This window comes from Streptomyces filamentosus (assembly GCF_014654895.1).
Taxonomy (GTDB): domain Bacteria; phylum Actinomycetota; class Actinomycetes; order Streptomycetales; family Streptomycetaceae; genus Streptomyces; species Streptomyces filamentosus.
On sequence record NZ_BNBE01000004.1, the window covers coordinates 270,537 to 288,129 of the forward strand.

The window sequence follows — 17,593 nt, forward strand, 5'->3', positions numbered from 1 at the left end:
ATCGGCAGACCCTTAGGAAAATTCCCTAAAGGTCACACGAAGAGATAGCTTTTGATGTATTCATTTAGCACTGCTGGAACTTCCTTCAAGTCACTTCGAGTAACGTGGCAATAACCCTTCCCACCCATCACTGGAGCACCCACAGCACCCATTTTCTCCGCAACACTCCTCAGACCTACAAAAGACCTCTCGCTCAACACGGAACCCTCTGACCACCACGACTGGAACCCATCACCCGTCACAGCGCCAAGAAGCTTCAGGCCCGCCATGCGAAGATAGCTATTCGGATCAGACTCCAGCAGAATACATCGTTCTCGCACTCCTACGGAAAATTCGGATACAGCCTCCATATGTCGATGGAGGAGTATATCGAAAGAACTAGGGAGAAAATCCCTTGGCTCATCAGTCACTTCAATTTCATATTCCCCCAAAGAGCCCAACTCTCGGGTAAACCGATCATACCGGAAGAGCCTCCACCCATCCACCTCGAGCACCCCATCAGAACTATTCCTGACCACCATTCCCGAACGCACCACAAGGATCTTTACACTCACCTGAAAGGCTCCAGATCGCATTCGATATCAAACATCACCAGGACTCTCGAATCGAGACCAATACCGTATTCCTGCTGAAGCCACCGTTCAGCGCCGTCTCGACCTCTTTCCGAGATCTTCTTCACTACCACTTCCAGGGAAAGATCTTCAAGCGCCTCCTGAAATCCACCTACGACTTTCTGACTTCCAGGAACAGGACGATGATGCGACTGCTGAATTGCAGTCAAAGCATAGCTCCAACTTTTGGTCTTAGTGATCTCCAGGTCTGCCCTACCAGCATAATCCAAGGAGGTCAATTTCGCCAGCTCCAATATAGCTTCTTCGTTCGCAATATTATGCCATTTCTGCTTCTTGATCTCTCCGGGTTCGACGGAAAGAAGTTTTTTAAGGCGGAGAGTGGCATAGGTGACCAACGGGGTACCTTTGCCGTTAGGGAATGACGGCTTACTGGGGACCCATGCCGGAAGCTTGTCAAGGAATGCCGCGATCAATCCGAAAGTTTTATTAGAAGGGTCCCACTCCCGGGTAATGCGCCCTTGCGATCCATCGGGCCCTGTAATGATGCACTGAATCCTCTTACGGCCGGTGGATGCATCTTCTCCAACAACTTCATCATAGAAAGCCCAGCCCGCCGGAGGGTTCTCCGGATCAATGTTCCTGAAGAGATGAGGGATAGGCTCCTTCACCCTCGCTTTCTCCTTGGGTATCACTTCATTGGAGTCGTCCTTACTATCCTCTTTTGGATTAATCTCGGCTCGAACGTGGTACTGATCTTGGTTAGAGACGATCGAAAGTTCAGAGAGATTGAACTTTTTCTTGATCGATGGCAAGGCGCGGACTACCGTCGTCCGATCGCTCTCCGGTTGGTCCATAATGAGCTCAACGGAGCGAATCGCGCCCTTTACCGCGAGCTGCTTATCCCTTAGCGTCCGCCGATCTTCACCATTGCCACCACTTCTATTTTTCCCTTGAGTTTTCTCCCAGAATTTCTTCCCCATTCGAGCAATGGATTCGACGAGCTTGTCGATGGCTCGGTTGACGGGTTTCGAGGCCGCCTGGAAGACCGATTTGACCTTGTTGGCCAGGCTGCCAATGCCCAGCAGTGACGCCAGGAAGCCGATCAGGAGGGGAATGCTGGCGGCCAGGGCCGTTTCGACCGTCTTGGGGACGCCGGCGGCGCCGCCGTTGGCGATCTGGATGACCGCATCGAGGACGGCGTTGACGAAGTCGGCTATCTGGGTGCCCTGGTTCACGACGAAGGTGACGATGTCGATGATGCCCTTGACGGCGCGGACGAAGGCGGAGGCGGGGTTGAGGAGGGAGATGATCCAGGTGATGCCGGCGACGATCACCGTGGGGATCAGGTATTCCGTGAGTTTGGAGAGGATGGTGGACTTCAGGTCGCCGGTTTCGGCCTTGATCTCCTCGTAGGCGCCGGCCGGGCCTTCGGTGGCGAGTTTCTTCGCGACCGGGACGCTCGACTCGACGGCGGTCATGGCTTCGTCGGGGACGCCCTTGCGGGTGATGCGGGAGCGGATGTTGTCCCAGGTCAGGCCGAGGAGGGAGGTGATGAGCTGGATGATGCCGCGGAGGTCGAAGCGGGCGGGGAGTTCCAGGCCCGCTTTCGTCGCCGTGCCGAGGAGCCAGGAGACCAGGCCCGTCTTCAGGTGGCTGCCTATGTTCGTGACGAAGAGGTCGAGGCCGGCGCCCACGGCCTTGACCAGGTTTCGCAGGAAGCCGATCGGGTCCTTGATGATCTTCATGACGGCCGAGGCGGCTTTCGCCAGGATGCCCAGGAGGAGGTTCTTCAGTTCGTTGATGGTCTTGACGACGCCGACGATGGCGTCCTTCGCCTTGTCGATGAGGCCCTTGTTGGCTTCCTGGAGCTTCTTGATCTCCTCGTCGACGGCGTCGAGGGCGGCTGTGTACTTGGTCGCGAGGTCCTGGACCAGTTGTTCCGACTTCTCGTCGACGGTCGTTTCCAGGTCCTCGAACTTGCCGGCGAAGTCCTGCCGGGCCTCCTCGCCGAAGGCCTTGAGGTCGGCGGGGAGTCTGTCGACCTCCGCCTTCAGGTCGTTCCGGCCCTGGGCGATGCGTGCCTTGGCGCGGCCCAGTTCGACACCGATCAGGTCGGCCACGGTGGAGATGACCGTGCGCATGCGGGCCACGTACAGCTTGCGGGACTCCTGGTAGAGGTCGTTGGCCTCCTGGGGCAGGCCGGCGAACTTGTCCTTCAGCCAGCGGCCCTTGCCGAGGAAGCCCCCGTAGCGCTTGTCCTTGTACTTCTTCATGCGGGCCTTGTGGTCGGCCGTGAAGGCGTCCCGTGCGGCCTTCTCGCCCGTGGTGAAGGCGGTGTCGACCTTCTGGTCCAGGCCGGTCAGGGTCGACTCGACGTCCTTCTTCGTCGCGTCGAAGACCTTCTGGAGCTTCGCGGTGACCTCGGCCCGCTTCTGTTCGTCCTTCGACTTCGTCTCGCCCTTGCCGCCGTCGACCGCCTTGCCCGCCTCCGTGCGCGTGGCCGCCAGGGTGTTCATCGCCTGTGCGCCGGCCGCGGCCGCGCCCGCCTTCGCGGTCGCCAGCTGCTGGTCCTCCGCGGTGTGCGCCTTGCCGGGGGCCTTCGCCGAGTCCGTCTCCGCGGTCTTCTTGGCCTTCAAGGCGTCGTCGAACTCCGGTTCGTTGCCCTTGGCGAGCTGTTCCTCGGTGACCTCGGCGTCGGCCATCGCCTTGTCGTTCTCCGCCGGGCCCTGGGAGAAGTCCGTCACCGCCGGCGGCTGCTTCTCCGGGATCGCGTCGGACGCGGACGGGGCGCCGGGGTTGCCGGGCGGGCGGTCCGGTACGAGGGGGGTGACGGGCTTGTCCTTGGCCGCCGACGTGTCGGGGGGTGCCTTCGTCGCGGTCTCGATGTCCTCGGCGGAGGTGTCCTTGCCCTCCCCGACCTTCCCGTCGACCTCCGCCTTCACCTTGTCGGCCTTGCCGGACTTCGAGAACTTGTCGGCCTCGTCGAGGTTCTTCGGCGCCTGCGCCTCGATCGCCTTGTCGACGGCGGCGACGAACGCCGCCTTGTCGAACTCGCCGGGCTTCGCCGCGTTCATCTTCTCGGCGTTCGCGGCCTTGCCCTGCGCCTCCTTGTCGTCGACCGGCGCCACCGCGGCGTCCTGCGCGGACTTCGACTCCGCCGCCGCGGGGGGGTGCGCGGCCAGCGTCCGCTTCTTCGCCGCCACGTCCGCGCCGACCCGCCGGAAACCCGGGGCCGCGTTCGGGGGCGTCTTCACCGGGGCCGTATGGCGCTGGGCTACCAGACGGGCCACCGCCGCGTTGCCCACCGCGCCCTGGAGGCGCTGGACGGCGTGCGGGGAGAGGCCGCCGGGCTCGTGGAGGGCCGTCTCAGGGGTGGCCGTCCCGGGTCGGCGGTCGGTCGTCGGCTTCTTCTCCGGGACCTCCTTCATCCGTCCCCTCCCGGTAGCCGTAGCCGTGGCCGCACGGCCAGGCTGCCCGCCGGGCCGGGTCCCGGCGGAGGGCGGCGGGGGTCCCGTGCGTCCCCGACTCCCTTGCACCTTCGGGCAGTTCACGCTGCCCAGGCGGGCGGCCGATCATCCGTTCCGGGTGATCGTCACGCTGGTGAGAATGGCCCGGTTCCACGGGAGCGGTTCCCCGGTCGAGGAGTGACGTCGAGGAGAGAGAGCACCGTATGCCGTCGTACCTGTCCCCAGGCGTCTACGTCGAAGAGGTCCAGTCGGGCTCGCGGCCGATCGAGGGGGTGGGCACCTCGGTGGCCGCCTTCGTCGGCTTCGCCCGGCGGGGGCCCTTCGACGAGCCGACGCTGGTCACGAACTGGAGCCAGTTCGTGAGCCGTTTCGGCGACTTCGTCGAGGGGACGTACCTCGCGGCCTCGGTGTACGGCTTCTTCGCCAACGGGGGCGGGACCTGCTACGTCGTGCGCGTCGACGACGGCACTACGCCCGCACCGGCCGCGGCGGCCGGCGAGGGCACCGACCCCCGCGCGGTCGAGGCCGCCGGGCCCACCGCCATCGGCGCGTACTCCGTCGTCGCCCGGCCGGGCGTCACCGGCACGATCACCGTCGAGATCGCGGACGTGGAGGGCGACGACCCTCCGTCCGACGCCTTCCGGCTGATCGTGAAGCGGAACGGCAAGGCCGTCGAGACGTACCCCTCCGTCACCACCAAGCGCAGCAAGGAGAACGTCGCCACCCGCGTCAACGCGGCCTCGGCGCTCGTCGAGATCACCGAGCCGGGCACCGGCGCGGCGCCCGCCCGCCCCGAGGCGCAGACGGTCACCCTCGCCCCGGCGCCGCCCGTCCCGGCCGGCGGGCCGCTCACCCCCGAGGTGTACGTGGGCGACGCCGACCGCCGCTCCGGCCTCGGCGGTCTGGAGGCGGTCGAGGACGTCACCGCCGTGGCGGTTCCGGACCTGATGAGCGCGTACGAGCGCGGACTGCTCGACCTGGACGGGGTGCTCGCCGTCCAGCAGGGGCTCATCGCGCACTGCGAGCTGATGGGCGACCGGGTCGCGGTCCTGGACCCGCCGCCGGGACTCAGCCCGCAGGAGGTCGCGGTCTGGCGCTCGGAGCGGGCGGGGTACGACTCCAAGTACGCGGCGCTCTACTACCCGTGGATCGACGTGGCCGACCCGTCGACCGGACGGGTCTCCCCGGTCCCGCCGAGCGGGCACGTCGCGGGGATCTGGGCCCGCAACGACGACCAGCGCGGGGTGCACAAGGCCCCGGCCAACGAGGTCGTCCGGGGTGCCGTGTCCCTGCGGACGCAGCTCACCAAGGGCGAGCACGACCGGCTCAACCCGATCGGCGTCAACTGCATCCGCGCGTTCCCCGGCCGGGGCATCCGCGTGTGGGGCGCCCGCACCCTCGCCTCCGATCCGGCCTGGCGCTACCTCAACGTGCGGCGGCTCTTCAACTACCTGGAGGAGTCGATCCTCGCCGGCACCCAGTGGGTGGTGTTCGAGCCGAACGACGACGCCCTGTGGGCGCGGATCCGCCGGACCGTCTCGGCCTTCCTGGTCAACGAGTGGCGCAAGGGCGCCCTGTTCGGGCTGACGCCCGACGAGGCGTTCTACGTGAAGTGCGACCGCGAGACGAACCCTCCGGAGAGCGTCGACTCGGGCCACGTGGTCTGCGAGATCGGCGTCGCGCCGGTCCGGCCGGCCGAGTTCGTGGTCTTCCGTCTGTCCCAGCTGACCAGCGGCACCGGTGCCGTGGACGAGTGAGGAGTCCCTCGTGCCCCTTCCCGATCTCGACAGTTCCGTCGGACACTCCTTCGGCCTGGAGTTCGACAGCGTCATCATCAGGCAGATCACCGAGGTCAGCGGTCTGAAGATGGAACAGGACGTCATCGAGCTCAAGCAGAACACCGCGGACGGAAAGTACGCCATCAAGAAGCTGCCCGGCCGCCCCAAGGCGGGCGAGGTCACGGTCTCCCGCGGCCTCACCGAGGACAACAGCTTCGAACGGTGGATCAAGGACTCGCGGTTCGGCCGGATGAGCGACGCCCGCCGCAACGGCGCGATCATCGTCTACGACTACGAGGGCCTGCCCATCAAGCGGTACAAGCTCATCAACGCCTGGCCCAAGTCGCTGGAGATCGGCGCGCTCAAGGCCGGCGACACCTCCGTCCTCACGGAGAAGCTCGTCATCACCTACGAGAGCATGGAAGTCGACTGATGCGGCGCACGACGGCCGCCGCGCCGTCCCGCGCCGGCGACGGAGCGGGGGGCGGGGCGGAGGCCGGGCTGCGGACCGAGTTCCCCTTCCGGCTGCCCCGCGGGTACGTCGACGAGCAGGGCACCGTCCACCACGACGGCGTCATGCGGCTCGCGACCGCCCGCGACGAACTGGTCCCGCTCCGGGACGACCGGGTCCGGGAGAACCCCGCCTACCTGTCGGTGGTGCTCATCTCCCGCGTCGTCACCCGGATCGGCACGGTCGACGACGTCCATCCGGGGGTCGTCGAGGACCTGTTCGCCTCCGACCTGGCGTTCCTCCAGGACTTCTACCGGCGGATCAACGCCGAGGGGCACACCCGCGCCGCCGTCACCTGCCCCTCCTGCCGGGAGGAGTTCGCGGTGGACCTCGCCGGTGGCCGCCTGGGGGAATCGTGACGTACGCGACCGAGCAGCTGTACGAGGAGGTCGCGTACCTCGCCCACCGTTTCCACTGGCCACTGGATCAGCTCCTCGACCTGGAGCACGCGGAACGTCAGAGGTTCGTCGCCCACGCGGCCCGCCTCGACGGAGGATGACCGACGGGGAGGGGACCGGACATGGGACTGCTGTCCTGGCTGCGCGGTACGCGGGGGACGGAGCGCCCCGCGAGGGCGGACGCGCCCGCGACCGCACCGGCGTCGGCTGCCGCCTCCCGCGAGGACCGGTTCGACCTCGTCGAACTCCCTCCGCTCCAGCGGACCCTGGACGCACCCGCGCTCGTCACCGACCCGTCCGCCTTCGAGCGCGGACTGTCCACCCGGCGGCCGACCGCCCTGTCCACGTCCCTGGGGCACCTGGTCAGCGCGGAGGCTCCGGGCGGACTCGCGGGGGGCGTGACGACCCCCGTCCAGCGGTCCCTGGTGGAGTTCTCCGTACGGGCCTCCGGCGGCGGCCCGTCCCTCGGATCACCGGGCGACGTCTCCAGCGGCTCCGGCGACCGGCTCCCGGCGAGCGGGGCGGTGTCGGCGCCGACGTCGGCGTCGCTGTCCGGAGCGCCCGCGCCGGGGAGGGCCGCCCTGCCGGAGCCCGTGCAGCGTACGGCCTTCGGCCCCGCGCCGACCGGTGCGTCCTTCCCCTCCGGACCGGGACCGGTGGAGGTCCGGCGGACCCCGGAGACCTCCGGCGGCGTCACAGAGCCCCCGGCAGCCCCCGAAGCCCCGGAGACCCCTGAGGCCCTGGGCGGCCCGCCCGCACCGGATCTCGTGGGCACCCCGGAGCTCCGGGGGGACGGCGGGACCGCCGAGCTCCCGGTACGCCCTCTGGTCGGCGAGCAGCCGCTGCTGGAGGTGCCGGAGCCCGGCCCCCTCCCCGCCGAGACCTCCGGTGGAGGGCTCCCGCCCGTCCAGCGGTCCCTGTCTCCCGCCCCCGGCACGCCTCCTCCCCCGGCATCGGCCCCGTCCTCCCGGCGTCCCTCCGGCCTGGGCGCGCCGCTCCCGGCGCTGCCGCCGACGGCCCAGCGCGAGGCCCCGGGCGCCGCGCCCGTGCCCGCACCCCGCTCCGTACCGCCGGAGCCCGCTCCCCCGCCGCTTCCGGCTCCCGCTCCCGAGCCCGTGCCCGAGCCGGTGGCGCCGCTGCTCGCCGACCGCCCGCTGGTGCTGCGCACCGTGGCCCCGGAGACCGGCGCGACGGCGACGTCCCCGATCGGGGTGCCCCCGGGACCGGTCTCCGAGGCGCCCGCCGTCCCCGTGCGGTGGGAGACGCCCACCGTACAGCGGCACACACCCCTCACGGCCACGAGCACGACCGGAACCACGGTCACGACCGCTCCCGCCCCTCCCCCGGCCGCCGTCCAGCGGGCCGTCGCGCCTTCCGTGCCGGCCGCGCCCCGGGCGCCCCGGGACGCGGGGGACGTGGCCGTCGCCGCCGGCATCGCGCAGCGGATGACCGACGGGAGCGTGGTCTTCGCGCCGCCTTCCCCGTCCGTCGCCCGACGGGCCCTGCCCCCGGGGACGTTCGTCCAGCGGGAGGCAGCCACCGAGGACCCCCCGCCGCCCGCGCCGGAGGAACCCACGGGAGCCGTCCCCGACCCCGTACCGGACCCCGCACCCGACCCCGGAGCGGAAGCCGAGGACAACGCCCTTTCCGCGTACCCGAGTTCACCGGGAGGCGCGTCCTCCGGGGCCCCGCCCGCCGCTCCCCCCGTCACCGACGAGTTCGTCCGTGCCCTCTATCCGCCGCTCGCCCGGCTCTTCAAGGCCGAGCTGCGGCTGGAGCGCGAACGGGCCGGGCGGCTCATCGAGACCCGGTTCTGACCGGGCGAGGCAACGAACACCGGAAGGAGCGACCCCATGGCCACCCCCGCCCAGAGCGGCGAACCCGCCGTCAGCGTCTGCTTCGTCGTCACCATCGACGACATCGAGCTCGGCTCCTTCAACACCTGTGAGGGGCTGGGCTGCGAGGTCGTCCTGGAGACCCGCGAGGAGGGCGGCAACAACGGGCACGTCTGGCAGCTGCCGACGCGGCTCAAGTACTCGAACGTGAAGCTGTCGCGGCCGCTGACCCGGGAGACCGAGAAGGTGGCCCGCTGGTTCGCGAGCATGACGACCGGGTTCACCCGCAAGACCGCCCACATCGAGGCGCGGACCGGCGACGGGCGGAAGGTCGCCCAGTGGGGGCTGCTCGAAGTGGTGCCGGTGCGGTGGACGGGTCCGTCGTTCACGCCCGAGTCGCCGAAGGTGGCGATCGAGACGATCGAGATCGCCCACCACGGCTATGTGATGGAGGGCTGAGCCCCATGACCCCACCCGGCGCCCCGATCGCCTTCAGCGCGGCCGGCACCTCCGGTGTCGCGTCCGCCGGGAAGGGCCGGTCGGCCCGGCCGAAGCTGGAGCACGCCTACCTGGAGCTGCGGACGCCGCCGTCGGGCGGCGGGCTGACGCCGGGGGCGCCGTGCGGGCGGATCGACTTCCAGTTCAATCCCAAGGAGTTGAGCCTCACGAAGGCCGCGGCGTGGAAGCGGACGCCGGCCAAGGGGGCGAAGAGCGCCGGCCCGCCCGAGTACCAGGGCTCGCAGCCCAGCAAACTGACGGTGGAGATGTTCTTCGACGCGGGCGACACGCAGGACACCCGGGTGGTGACCTCGGTGGAGCAGCTGTTCGCGTGCTGCGTGCCGACGAGCGAGACCCGGCAGCAGCAGCGGTCGTCGCCGCCGTGGGTGGTGTTCCACTGGGGCGGGCTGACCGGCTTCCCCGGCTACGTCAGCCAAGTGCAGGCGAAGTACACGCTGTTCACGACGTCGGGGGTGCCGATCCGGGCGGTCTGCCTGGTGACGATGGAGGAGATCAGCGGGGAGACTCCGGGGCAGAACCCCACGTCGGGGGCGCTCACCGCGCGGCGCACGCACCGGGTGGCGGCCGGGGACTCGCTGCCGTCCCTGGCGCAGCGCGAGTACGGCGATCCGGCGGCCTGGCGGGTGATCGCGGAGGCGAACGGCATCGACGATCCGCTCCGGCTCGCGCCCGGCACGCGGCTGTTGCTGCCCGCTCCGGACGAACTCGGGCGGCTGCGGGCGGAGTCCGCCCCCGCCCGGCGGGGGCTGTGATGGCGGCGCCGGGCGTCGCGTCGGCGCTCGTGGTGGAGGTCGGCGGGAGTCCGCTGCCGGCCCGGCTGATGAACACCCTGGTGGAGGGGTACGTCGACGACAGCCGGACGCTGCCGGACCTGTTCCTGCTGCGGTTCCGCGACCCCGACCGCACGCTGCTCGCGCAGGGCGGGATCGAGGTGGGCGCGGAGATCGCGCTGCTGGCGCGGAGCGGGGGCGGCACGGAGCCGAGGCCGCTGCTCGACGGGGTGGTGACCGCGCTCGAACTGGAGCTGGACGAGTCGGGCACGTACACGGTGGTGCGCGGGCTCGACGAGACGTACAAGCTGCTGCGCGGGGCGCGGGTGGCCGGCTACCAGAACATGACGCTGTCGGACATCGTCGCGCAGGTCGCCCGGCGGGCCGGGCTGAAGCCGGGGACGGTGGACGTGGCCGGGCCGGTGCTCGACCACGTGGCGCAGGCCAACGTCAGCGACTGGGAGTTCGTGCGCGGGCTCGCCGAGGAGGCGGGCGCCCAGGCGTACGTGCGGGACGGGGCGCTGCACGTGGTGAAGCCGGCCGAGGCCGGCGGGGCGCCGGACGCGTCGGCACGCGCGGACCGCGATCCGCTGGTCCTGGAGCGGGGGGCGAACCTGCTGCGCTGCCGGGCGTCGGTGTCGGCGGCCGAGCAGGTCTCCGAGGTGGAGGTGCGCGGCTGGGACGTGCGGGGCAAGCGGGCCCTGGTGGGGCGGGCGCCGGCGGGCGCGTCGGCGACGCTGGCGCTGGGGGTGACGGCGGCGCAGGTGACGGCGCCGTTCGGGGAGGCCCGGCACGTGGTGACGGACGGCGGGTACGGCACGCAGGAGCGGGTGGACCGGGCGGCGAAGGCGCTCGCCGAACGGATCGCGGGCTCGTTCGCGGAGCTGGAGGCGGTGATCCGGGGGAACCCGGAGGTGCGGGCGGGCACCGCGGTGGCGCTCAACGCGGTCGGCGCGCCCTTCGAGGGCCGGTACACGGTCACGTCCTCCCGGCACGTCTTCGACGCGCTGCGCGGTTACGAGACGTGGCTCACCGTGTCGGGGCAGCAGGAGCGCTCGCTGTACGGGCTCACCGGGGGCGGTCCCGCGGCGGACCGGCGGCCCGGCGGGCTCGTCAACGCGACGGTGACGGACACGCAGGACCCGGAGGGTTCGGGGCGGGTGAAGGTGGCGTTCCCGTGGCTGTCGGACGAGTACGCGAGCGACTGGGCGCGGACCGCGCAGGCGGCCGGCACCGGCGGCGGGGAGCCGTACATCCCGGAGGTCGGGGACGAGGTGGTGGTCGGCTTCGAGCTGGGGCGCCTCGACCGGCCGTACGTCCTCGGCGGGCTCTACAACGGGCAGGACCGGCCGTCCGGGGGCGGGGCGGTGGACCCGACGTCGGGGGCGGTCGACCGGCGCGCCTTCGCCTCCAAGGGCGGGCACCGGCTGGAGCTGCTCGACGCGGCGGGCGGGGCGCAGGGCGTGCGGCTGCGGACCGGCGACGGGAAGCTGACGATCGACCTGGACCAGGCGGGGACGGCGGTCACCGTCGGCAGCGACGGGGCGGTGCGCATCACCGCGAAGGAGAAGGTGTCGATCACCGCCTCGGGCGGGGTGAGCGTCGACGCCGAGCGGGGGGCACTCGAGCTCAGCGGTGACAGCGTGTCGGTGACGGCACGTCAGGGCGTGCGGGTGGACGGCGGCCAGGGCGAGGTCCGGCTGGCGACCGGCGGCACGGTCGACGTGCGGGGGGCGACGGTCACGGTGGACGGGACGCAGCGGACGGAACTGAGGGGCGGCACCACGCTCTCCGTCGAGGCGCCCCTCGTGAAGATCAACTGACGGCTGGGGGACGAGGGACATGGCACAGGCTGCCGCCGCCGCACGGGCCGGCGATCCGACCGCGCACCCGGGGGTGATCGGCCCCTCGGGGGTGCCGTCCGTCCTCATCGGGGGCCGGCAGGCCGCCACCGTCGGGACCGCGCACCGGTGTTCCTCTCCGGCGGCGCACCCGCCGTCGGCGCTCGCGCCGCCCGGGTCGGCGACGGTGCTGATCGGCGGGCGGCCCGCGGCCCGGGTCGGGGACCTGTCGGGCTGCGGCTCCGCGATCGTGGCGGGCTGCGCGTCGGTGCTGATCGGAGGCTGAGGGGACCATGGGACAGGAGTTCATCGGCGCGGGCTGGGCGTTCCCGCCGCGCACGGACGCGACCGGGTCGATCGCCCTCGTCCGCGGCGAGCGCGAACTGGAGGAGTCGATCCGGCTGATCCTCGCGACCTCGCCCGGGGAGCGGCCGATGCGGCCCGAGTTCGGCTGCGCCGTCAACGACTACGTCTTCGCGCCCGCCGACGCGGGGACGGCCGGACAGCTCGCGTACGAGGTGCGGCTCTCGCTGGAGCGGTGGGAGCCCCGGATCGAGGTGACCGAGGTCGCGGTCCGCTTCGACGAGGCCGACAGCGGGGTGCTGTACATCGACGTCGGCTACACGCTGCGCGGCGCCAACGACCCCCGCAACCTGGTGTTCCCGTTCTACGTGATCCCGGAGGAGGACCGCGGATGACCCTGCCCAGCCCCCATCTGGACGACCGGCACTTCCAGGGTTTGGTGGACGAGGCCAAACGGCTGGTGCAGCGGCGCTGCCCGGAGTGGACCGACCACAACGTGTCCGACCCCGGCGTCACCCTCATCGAGGCCTTCGCGACCATGGTCGACCAGCTCGTCTACCGGGTGAACCGGGTGCCGGAGAAGAGCTATCTGACCTTCCTCGACCTCATCGGGGTGCGGCTCCACCCGCCGACCGCCGCCGGCACCGACGTCACCTTCCGGCTGTCGGCACCGCAGCCCGAGCCGGTGTTCGTGCGGGCCGGTACCGAGGTGGCGACGGTCCGCACCGAGACCGAACCGGCCGTGGTCTTCACCACCACCCGGGACCTGGCGATCGTGCCCTGCGCGTACGCGGCGCTCGCGACGCTCCCGGCGGGGCCCGGCCCGGGATCCCCGGCCGAACCGGCGGACCGCACCGGCGAGTTGGGGATGGGCCGCGCGGTGCCGTGCTTCTCCCCTGCGCCGGTGCCCGGCGACGCCCTCTACGTGGGCCTGTCGGCGGCCGTGCCCGCCGGGGTCGTGGTGCTGCGGCTCGACTGCGGGGTGCAGGGCGTGGGCGTCGACCCGCTGCGGCCGCCGCTGGTGTGGGAGGCGTGGGACGGGCTGCGGTGGGCGGCCTGCGAGGTGGAGAAGGACGACACCGGCGGCTTCAACCGGTCCGGCGAGCTGATCCTGCACCTGCCGGCGACGCACACCGCGCTCAGCATCGTCCGGCGGCCCGGCGGCTGGCTGCGCTGCCGCCTGGTGGCGGCGGCGCCGGACCAGCCGACCTATGTGGCGCCGCCGGTGGTCCGCGGGGTCACGGCCTTCACCATCGGCGCGACGGTGGGCGCCGAGCACGCCGAGCGGATCACCGACGAGGTGCTGGGGACGGCCGAGGGGGTGGCGGGGCAGTCCTTCACGGTCGCCCGTCCCCCGGTGGTGCCCGGCGAGTTCGCCCTGGAGGTGGTCGCGCCGGACGCCTCCGCGGCGCCCGAGGCGCCCTGGACGCGGGTGGACGACTTCGCCCATTCCGGGCCCGGCGACCGGCACTTCACGCTCGACGAGGGCACCGGGCGCGTCGACTTCGGCCCGGCCGTCCGCGAACGTGACGGCACCGTCCGGTACTTCGGGCAGGTGCCGGCCAAGGGGGCGACCGTCCGGGTCCGCGCGTACCGCACCGGCGGCGGGGTGCGGGGCAACGTGGCCCGCTCCACCCTGCGCGTGCTGCGCGGCACGGTGCCGCTCGTGGCGCGGGTGGAGAACCGCCGCCCGGCGGTGGGCGGCGTCGACGCCGAGACCGTGGACAGCGCGCGGGTGCGCGGCCCGCTCACCCTGCGGACCCTCCAGCGGGCCGTCGTCCCCCGCGACTACGAACTCCTCGCCCGCGAGGTGGCGCCGGACGCGGCCCGGGTGCACTGCGTCCCCGACGACGACGAGGGCGGGGTGCGGCTGCTCCTCGTGCCGGCCGGGCGCGGCGACGCGCGCGGCCGGATCGCCTTCGACGAGCTGGTCCCGCCGCCCCGGACGCTCGAAAGGATCGCGGAGCACCTCGACGCCCGCCGCCCCATCGGGGCGCGGGTCGTCGTCGAACCGCCCTTCTACCAGGGCGTCACCTTCGTGGCGACCGTGCAGGCGAGCCGCGGCACGGCCGGGGAGCGGGTGCGGGAGGAGGGCCTCGCGGCCCTCGACGGCTACTTCAACGCGCTGACCGGCGGCCCGGCCGGCGACGGCTGGCCGTTCGGCCGCCCGGTGCAGACCGGCGAGGCGTACGCGGTGCTCCAGCGGGTCCCGGGCGTCGACCTGGTGGACGACGTCCGGCTCTACCGGGCGGACCCGGTGACCGGGCAGCGCACCGAGGTGCCCGACGGTCGGATCGCCCTCGACCGGCACGCCCTCGTCTTCTCGTACGAGCACCAGCTGAGGGTCCGGGAGGGCTGACCGCCGTGCGCACCGACGTCCCCGGGCTGCCGAGCCCGCACCCGCTGGCCGAGCTGCTGCCGGCGGTCTACCTCGAACACGACTTCCTCACCCGGTTCCTGGCCGCGCTCGACGAGGTCCTGGCGCCGGTGCTGCTGAGCCTGGACAACCTGCCCGCCCACCTCGACCCGCGCACCGCGCCCGAGGACTTCCTCGACTGGCTGGCCGGCTGGGTCGCGGTGGAGCCCCGCGCCGACGGCCCGCCGGAGCGGCGCCGCGCCGCCGTCCTCGGCGCGGTGGACCGGCACCGGGCCCGCGGCACCCTGCGCGGCCTCGCGGAGGCGCTGCGCCTGGAGACGGGCGGGGCGCGGGTCCGGATCACCGAGAGCGGCGGCACCGTCTGGTCGCCCACCCCCGGCACCCCGCTGCCGGGCACCCGGCGGCCGTGGGTGACGGTCCGCCTCGAAGCGCCGGACCCGGGGCGGGCCGACCGGGCCCGTCTGGAGGAGCTGATCGCCGCCGAGGTCCCGGCCCACGTCGGCTTCACGCTGGAACTGCTCCCCGGGGGTGCGCCTTGACCTGCCCGACCTGCGGCCTGCGCAACCCCCCGGGCACCCCGTTCTGCGCGTCCTGCGGGGCGTTCCTGGAGTGGGACGGGGAGCGGGGGGAGGAGGGAGCGGGGTCCGGTGCGGGGTCCGGCCCGGGTTCCGCCGGGAGTTCCCGTACGGGGGCGGGTACGGGTACGGGTACGGGTACGGGGTCAGGTACGGGACCGGACCCGGCTCCGGCCGCCCGCCCCGCACCGGCCCCGGCGCCCGCACCGCCCCCCGCGCCGGTGGCCCCGCCGGTCGCACCCCCGCCGGTCGCACCCCCGCCGGTCCCGGCCCCTGCCCCCGTACCGCCGCCGGTCCCACCCCGGGCTTCGCCCGTGCCGCCGCCCGCGCAGGCGGGGCCGCGGCGGCCCGGGGAGGAGACCGAGGCGCCGGTGCCCGGGCCGGCGGCCGGGGCACCGGTGGCGGCCGTGCCGGTGGCGGCGCCGGCGCCGGTGGTCCGCTGCCGTCACTGCGGCACCGCGAACGAGGCGGGCCGCACCCTGTGCGTGCGGTGCGCGCTGCCGCTGGATCCGGGGCCGGCGCCCGCGGCTCCGCCGCCGTGGTGGCGCCGGCTGCTGCGGCGCGGAGGGCGGCAGGCCCCGCTCGCGGGGACGCGGCCCCGCCGGGCCTGGCGCAGGCCCCGGATCGTCCTGCCGCTGGTGCTCGTCCTCCTGGCCTGCGGCATCTGGTTCGGGCTGCCGTACGCCAAGGACCTGCTGGGCCTGGTCCGGAACGAGGTGGTCCCGCCCGAGGCGCTGCCTCCGTCGGCGGTGCGGGCCTCCGAGGCGCTGAAGGGGCATCCGGCGACCGCCGCGTTCGACGGCTTCAGCAATCGCTACTGGGCGGTGGCGGGGACCGGCCCGACCCTGGAGGCGGACTTCGGGGAGCCGGGGGTGGGGGTGACGAAACTGGTGGTGCTGGCGGGCACGTCGACGAAGAAGGACGAGTTCCTGACGCAGGCCCGCCCCGCGCGGCTCCGGGTGGAGCTCGTGGCGGCGGACGGCGGCACGTCGACCCGGCGGATCACCCTCAAGGACCAGCCCGGCCAGCAGACCTTCGATCTGCACGGCTCGGGGGTGACCCGGATCCGCGTCACCCCCGAGACCGCGTACGGCGCGGCCCGGGGGCGTCATGTGGCGCTGGCCGAGGTCGAGTTCTTCGGCCACCGCGGCTGACCGGACCCGGGCCGCCGCGGCTGACCGGACCCGGGCCGTCGCGGCTGACCGGACCCGGGCCGTCGCGGGCCCGGCATGATCCGGAAGGCGCGGGTCAGGAGCGGCGCGAGGCCGGGAAGAGGGCGGCGGCGACGAGGGCGGTCGCCAGGCCGAGGACGGCGACGGCGGCCGCCAGGGTGCCCACGGCCGCCTTGCCGGCGAGCAGGACCAGCGGGCAGACGAACTCGCCGAGGAAGAAGGCCGCCGTCCACAGGCCCATGCCGCGGCCCCGGTCGGCGAAGTGGAGCCGGGACATGGCGAGCGTCACCAGGGACGGGAGCAGCAGACCCGTGCCGACGCAGTTCAGGACGGCGCCCGCGATCAGCAGGGGGAGGCTGCCGCCGAGGCCCATGAGGAGGAAGCCGGCGGCGCACAGGGCGAGGAGGACCGGGAGGGGGCGGCGGCCGGGCGAGAGGCGGGTGAAGGCGATGGAGCCGAGGACGGTGGCGGCGCTGGCCAGCGCGGTGACGGCGCCGATGGTGCCCGGGGAGTCCACCCCGGCGTCGTCCAGGAGGTAGGCCATCTCGACGGGGACGGTGTAGAAGACGACGGCGCCGAACACGGTCAGCAGGCAGATGCCCGCCATGCGCCGCACGGGGAAGGGGCGGCGCTCCGGGCCCTCGTCCCCGGTCTTCCCGTCCTCCTCGGCGGAGGGCACGGGGTCGGGGAGGAAGCGGGCCATGACCGGGGCCAGGGCGAGTCCGACGGTGTACAGCCAGAAGGGGACGCGCCAGTCGGACGCGCCGAGGGCGCCGCCGAGGACGAAGAAGAGGGTGGCCGACACGGCGGCGCACATCGTCTGGAGGGCCAGGTATCTGTCTCTGACCCGGCCGCTGTAGTAGTCGCCGATCAGCGTCGTGCAGACGGTCATGATCGCCGCCTCGGCGACGCCGACGAGGACGCGGCTGGCGAGGATGGCGGGCAGCGACTCCAGCCACAGGGGCGCGGTGCCGAAGACGGCGTAGAGGGCGGTGGCCACCACCAGGAGCCGCTTGCGGCCCAGCCGGTCGACGATCACCCCGGCGAACGGCGCGAGCAGGGCGAGGGACAGGGCCGGGACGGTCAGGACGAGCGGGACGAGGGCGGCGGCGCCGGGCACCGTCTCGAAGTGGTCCTGGATGCGGGGCAGTACGGGCGCGAGGAGCACCGCGCCCAGGACCGGCAGGCAGCTGCCGGTCATCAGCAGCGCGGCGGGGAGCCGGCCGGGCGCGGGGGCGAGGTCTCCCCGGGGGTGGGCGTCGGGGACGACGGGTGCGGACATGCGGGAACTCCGGTTCACAGGGGACGTCGGTGGTGCCCGTGGACGGGGTCCGGCCGCGCGACGCCGTCGGCGCGCGGTGCGGGCACGCCCCGACTATGCGTGACGCGCCCCCGTCCCGCCCAGCCCCTCCGGCCTCCGGTTCGGCCCCGGAAGGAGACGTTCGAGGGTATTTCTCCGGTCATTTGATGATGCC

Annotated in this window: 16 protein-coding genes; 13 read left to right on the top strand and 3 right to left on the bottom strand. The window is 72.4% G+C overall.

Annotated features, from left to right (window positions below):
* Positions 1 to 32: 32 nt before the first annotated feature.
* Both IE326_RS35010 and IE326_RS35015 read right to left on the bottom strand, forming a co-directional pair.
* Positions 33 to 554: a hypothetical protein gene (locus IE326_RS35010; RefSeq protein ID WP_190044450.1), complete on the bottom strand. Its 522-nt coding sequence runs from the start codon at positions 552 to 554 to the stop codon at positions 33 to 35.
* Positions 551 to 4,000, bottom strand: a complete 3,450-nt coding sequence (locus IE326_RS35015; protein WP_229915810.1) for a hypothetical protein — start codon at positions 3,998 to 4,000, stop codon at positions 551 to 553. Before IE326_RS35015 ends, IE326_RS35010 begins: the two co-directional genes overlap by 4 nt.
* Positions 4,001 to 4,242: 242 nt before the next feature.
* On the opposite strand from IE326_RS35015, the gene IE326_RS35020 reads away from it, so the two are divergent.
* The 13 genes from IE326_RS35020 to IE326_RS35080 all read left to right on the top strand — a co-directional run bounded on the left by IE326_RS35020 (position 4,243) and on the right by IE326_RS35080 (position 16,100).
* Entirely contained in the window at positions 4,243 to 5,796 is a 1,554-nt protein-coding gene (locus tag IE326_RS35020; RefSeq protein WP_190044451.1) for a phage tail sheath family protein, read from the top strand.
* A gap of 10 nt (positions 5,797 to 5,806) precedes the next feature.
* Complete coding sequence (locus IE326_RS35025) at positions 5,807 to 6,250, top strand: phage tail protein (RefSeq protein ID WP_150233589.1); 444 nt, start codon at positions 5,807 to 5,809, stop codon at positions 6,248 to 6,250.
* On the top strand, positions 6,250 to 6,687 hold the full coding sequence (locus tag IE326_RS35030; protein ID WP_190044452.1) for a hypothetical protein: 438 nt from the start codon (positions 6,250 to 6,252) through the stop codon (positions 6,685 to 6,687). The genes IE326_RS35025 and IE326_RS35030 overlap by 1 nt, the downstream gene beginning before the upstream one ends.
* Positions 6,684 to 6,827 (top strand): DUF6760 family protein, encoded by a 144-nt coding sequence (locus IE326_RS35035; protein WP_170313940.1) that lies wholly within the window; start codon positions 6,684 to 6,686, stop codon positions 6,825 to 6,827. Before IE326_RS35030 ends, IE326_RS35035 begins: the two co-directional genes overlap by 4 nt.
* Positions 6,828 to 6,848: 21 nt before the next feature.
* Positions 6,849 to 8,543, top strand: a complete 1,695-nt coding sequence (locus IE326_RS35040; RefSeq protein WP_190044453.1) for a hypothetical protein — start codon at positions 6,849 to 6,851, stop codon at positions 8,541 to 8,543.
* Positions 8,544 to 8,579: 36 nt separating this feature from the next.
* Entirely contained in the window at positions 8,580 to 9,020 is a 441-nt protein-coding gene (locus IE326_RS35045) for a phage tail protein (protein WP_150233596.1), read from the top strand.
* A 5-nt stretch (positions 9,021 to 9,025) separates the two neighbouring features.
* Positions 9,026 to 9,832 carry a CIS tube protein gene (locus IE326_RS35050; RefSeq protein WP_150233598.1) on the top strand — a complete coding sequence of 269 codons (807 nt, stop codon included), beginning with the start codon at positions 9,026 to 9,028 and terminating at the stop codon, positions 9,830 to 9,832.
* Positions 9,832 to 11,673: a VgrG-related protein gene (locus tag IE326_RS35055; RefSeq protein WP_190044454.1), complete on the top strand. Its 1,842-nt coding sequence runs from the start codon at positions 9,832 to 9,834 to the stop codon at positions 11,671 to 11,673. The genes IE326_RS35050 and IE326_RS35055 overlap by 1 nt, the downstream gene beginning before the upstream one ends.
* Before the next feature lie 19 nt (positions 11,674 to 11,692).
* Positions 11,693 to 11,977, top strand: coding sequence for a PAAR domain-containing protein (locus tag IE326_RS35060; RefSeq protein WP_150233602.1), 285 nt, complete (start codon positions 11,693 to 11,695; stop codon positions 11,975 to 11,977).
* A gap of 7 nt (positions 11,978 to 11,984) precedes the next feature.
* Positions 11,985 to 12,389, top strand: coding sequence for a GPW/gp25 family protein (locus IE326_RS35065; protein WP_190044455.1), 405 nt, complete (start codon positions 11,985 to 11,987; stop codon positions 12,387 to 12,389).
* A complete protein-coding gene (locus IE326_RS35070; RefSeq protein ID WP_190044456.1) occupies positions 12,386 to 14,353 on the top strand; it encodes a putative baseplate assembly protein in 1,968 nt (655 codons plus the stop codon). The genes IE326_RS35065 and IE326_RS35070 overlap by 4 nt, the downstream gene beginning before the upstream one ends.
* Before the next feature lie 5 nt (positions 14,354 to 14,358).
* The gene (locus IE326_RS35075; RefSeq protein ID WP_190044457.1) at positions 14,359 to 14,910 is read left to right on the top strand and encodes a phage tail protein; all 552 of its coding nucleotides are present in this window, start codon (positions 14,359 to 14,361) and stop codon (positions 14,908 to 14,910) included.
* Between the two features lie 407 nt (positions 14,911 to 15,317).
* Complete coding sequence (locus IE326_RS35080; RefSeq protein ID WP_229915891.1) at positions 15,318 to 16,100, top strand: NADase-type glycan-binding domain-containing protein; 783 nt, start codon at positions 15,318 to 15,320, stop codon at positions 16,098 to 16,100.
* A gap of 94 nt (positions 16,101 to 16,194) precedes the next feature.
* On the opposite strand, the gene IE326_RS35085 is transcribed toward IE326_RS35080, so the two are convergent.
* A complete protein-coding gene (locus IE326_RS35085; protein ID WP_190044458.1) occupies positions 16,195 to 17,400 on the bottom strand; it encodes an MFS transporter in 1,206 nt (401 codons plus the stop codon).
* Positions 17,401 to 17,593: the final 193 nt, after the last annotated feature.